The organism is Streptomyces sp. NRRL B-24085, assembly GCF_001282115.1.
Taxonomy (GTDB): domain Bacteria; phylum Actinomycetota; class Actinomycetes; order Streptomycetales; family Streptomycetaceae; genus Streptomyces.
Window position 1 is genome coordinate 1 of sequence record NZ_LJBR01000329.1, and the last position, 2,805, is coordinate 2,805.

Consider the following 2,805-nt stretch of genomic DNA (forward strand, 5'->3'; position numbering starts at 1 on the left):
CCCGCGGACACCCACCAAGCCTCTGTCCCCAGACACCCTCCGCCAGATACCTTCACCTCGTGGCGATGTTTCGACTTCAAGGCAGCAAGGTGCTCGCCGTCGACATGACCGGGGACGCCGTGAAGGCGAAGAACGGCTCCATGGTCGCGTACGACGGACAGATGCAGTTCAAAAAGCTCAGCGGCGGCGGTGAGGGGATCCGGGGCATGGTCACCCGGCGCATCACCGGCGAGCAGATGACCGTGATGGAGGTGTCGGGGCACGGGACGTGCTGGTTCGCGGACCGGGCCTCGGAGATCAACCTCGTCAGTCTCCAGGGGGACAAGCTGTACGTGGAGTCGAGCAACCTGCTCGCGACCGACGCGGGCCTGCGCACCGGAACCAGTTTCACCGGCATGCGCGGCGCCTCGCAGGGCAACGGACTCTTCACCACGACCGTGGAGGGCCACGGCCAGGCGGCGATCATGTCGGACGGGCCGGCGGTCGTCCTCCGCGTGAGCCGCCAGTACCCCCTCACCGTCGACCCGGGCGCCTACATCGCCCATCAGGGGAACCTCAACCAGTCGTTCCAGTCCGGTGTGACCTTCCGCACCTTCATGGGCGAGGGCGGCGGCGAGGCCTTCCAGATCCGCTTCGAGGGCGACGGCCTGGTGTACGTCCAGCCCAGCGAGCGCAACACGATCGCGGGGGATGTGTGATGCCGTTCCGCGAGATCAACTCCAAGATGGTCGAGGCGACCGTACTCCCCGGCCAGCGCCTGTTCAGCCAGCGAGGCGCGATGCTGGCGTACAAGGGCGAGGTGTCCTTCACCCCGAACATGCAGGGCGGCCAGGGCGGGGTCATGTCGATGATCGGCCGCCGCGTGGCCAACGAGGACACGCCCCTGATGACGGTGGAGGGCAGCGGCACCGTGCTCTTCGGACACGGCGGCCACCACGTCACCGTCGTCAACCTCTCCGGCGACACCCTGTACGTCGAGGCGGACCGGCTGCTCGCCTTCGAGGGCACCCTCCAGCAGGGCACCATGTTCATGGGCTCGCAGGGAGGCGTGATGGGCATGGTGCGCGGCCAGATCAGCGGCCAGGGCCTCTTCACGACCACGCTGAAGGGCCACGGCTCGGTGGCCGTCATGGCCCACGGCGGGGTCTTCGAGGTCCCGATCACCCCGCAGCGCCCGGTCCACGTGGACCCGCAGGCCTACGTCGCCCACTACGGCGACGTCCGCAACAAGCTGTCGACGGCGCTCGGCTGGCGCGACATGGTGGGCCGCGGCTCCGGCGAGGCCTTCCAGCTGGAGCTCAGCGGGAACGGCGTGGTGTACGTCCAGGCCTCGGAGGAGAAGCTGTGAGCCACTACCCGGGCGCGGGCCCCACCGTGTACGACCCGATGACGCTGCCGTCGGACGACAACGTCAACAACTACACCTTCTGCGTGGAGCTCAAGGGGAGCCAGTGGTTCCTGCAGAAGGGGAAGATGATCGCCTACTACGGGCAGATGGATTTCAACGGCATCGGACACGGCCGCCTCGACGGTCTCGTCCGTACGTCGTTCCATTCGCCTCTGCACGCGAGCGACTGGGTCGTGGCGCAGGGCTCGGGCAAGATGCTCCTCGCCGACCGGGCCTTCGACGTCAACTCGTACGACCTCGAAGACGGCAACCTGACCATTCGCTCTGGCAATCTGCTTGCTTTTCAGCCAAGTCTCGCGCTGAAGCAGTCGATCGTGCCCGGCTTCCTCACCCTCATCGGAACCGGAAAGTTCGTGGCCGCCTCCAACGGTCCGGTGGTGTTCATGGAGCCCCCGATCCGGGTGGACCCGCAAGCGCTTGTGGGCTGGGCCGACTGCCCCTCCCCCTGCCACCACTACGACCACGGGTACATGACCGGTCTGATGGGCGGTCTACGTGCGATGACGGGCCTCGGCGGGGCCTCCGGCGAGGAGCACCAGTTCGAGTTCGTGGGGGCCGGGACCGTACTGCTCCAGTCGACCGAGGTTCTGATGGCCGAGCAGGCCACGGGCATGGTCCCGTCCGAGCCCGGAGTGCCCGGCGGCTACGGGGCACCCTCGGGGCAGCCGCAGCAGCCGGGGGCACCGCGCCTTCCCGGACAGCTCGGGGACCTCCAGCGTCGCTTCGGGCTGTGAGCGGTAGTCTGCGGAGTGTGACATCGAACGCGTGCGCACAGTCACACCACCCTCATTAGTTCGCCTTTCAACCTTTTAGGTAGACTTCATTCATGGAGACCGAGACGGCCACGCGCTGGCTGACCGATGCGGAGCAGTGCGCCTGGCGCACCCACCTGGAGGTCAACAGGCTGTTGACGTATCAGCTCGAAAGGGACCTGCAGCCGTTCGGCCTGACGATGAACGACTACGAGATCCTGGTCAATCTCTCCGAGTCGGAGGGCGTACGGATGCGGATGAGCGACCTCGCGGCCGCCACCCTCCAGTCCAAGAGCCGGCTCTCGCACCAGATCACCCGCATGGAGAACGCGGACCTGGTCCGGCGCGAGAACTGCGAGTCGGACCGCCGCGGCCTGTACGCGGTCCTGACCGAGCACGGCATGGAGACGATGAAGAAGGTCGCGCCGCATCACGTGGCGTCCGTGCGGAGGCACTTCATCGACCTCGTACCGCCCGAGTCCCTGACGGAGCTGGACAAGGCCCTGAAGCCGATCGCGGAGCATCTGCGGGGGCAGCGGGGACGCCCCTGACACCGGGGCACGGCTAGGCGAGCGGCAGGCGGAGTTCGAACAGGGCTCCGCCTGTCGGCGCGTCCCGGACCGTGAGCGTGCCGCCGTGCCGGGC

4 protein-coding genes are annotated in these 2,805 nt (G+C 67.6%); all 4 read left to right on the forward strand.

Features of this window, described 5'->3' with window-relative positions; translation table 11 throughout:
* Positions 1–65: 65 nt before the first annotated feature.
* Positions 66–698 (forward strand): AIM24 family protein, encoded by a 633-nt coding sequence (locus AOJ26_RS30980; protein WP_053851681.1) that lies wholly within the window; start codon positions 66–68, stop codon positions 696–698.
* Entirely contained in the window at positions 698–1,348 is a 651-nt protein-coding gene (locus tag AOJ26_RS30985; protein WP_053851682.1) for an AIM24 family protein, read from the forward strand. The genes AOJ26_RS30980 and AOJ26_RS30985 overlap by 1 nt, the downstream gene beginning before the upstream one ends.
* The gene (locus tag AOJ26_RS30990; RefSeq protein WP_053851683.1) at positions 1,345–2,142 is read left to right on the forward strand and encodes an AIM24 family protein; all 798 of its coding nucleotides are present in this window, start codon (positions 1,345–1,347) and stop codon (positions 2,140–2,142) included. The genes AOJ26_RS30985 and AOJ26_RS30990 overlap by 4 nt, the downstream gene beginning before the upstream one ends.
* Positions 2,143–2,234: 92 nt before the next feature.
* On the forward strand, positions 2,235–2,711 hold the full coding sequence (locus tag AOJ26_RS30995; protein ID WP_053851684.1) for a MarR family winged helix-turn-helix transcriptional regulator: 477 nt from the start codon (positions 2,235–2,237) through the stop codon (positions 2,709–2,711).
* The last annotated feature ends 94 nt before the right edge of the window (positions 2,712–2,805 follow it).

Excerpts from the sequence above, each read along its gene's own strand:
- AOJ26_RS30980 (WP_053851681.1), top strand. The coding sequence starts at position 66 with ATGTTTCGACTTCAAGGCAGCAAGGTGCTCGCCGTCGACATGACCGGG.
- AOJ26_RS30995 (WP_053851684.1), top strand. The coding sequence starts at position 2,235 with ATGGAGACCGAGACGGCCACGCGCTGGCTGACCGATGCGGAGCAGTGC.
- AOJ26_RS30985 (WP_053851682.1), top strand. The coding sequence starts at position 698 with ATGCCGTTCCGCGAGATCAACTCCAAGATGGTCGAGGCGACCGTACTC.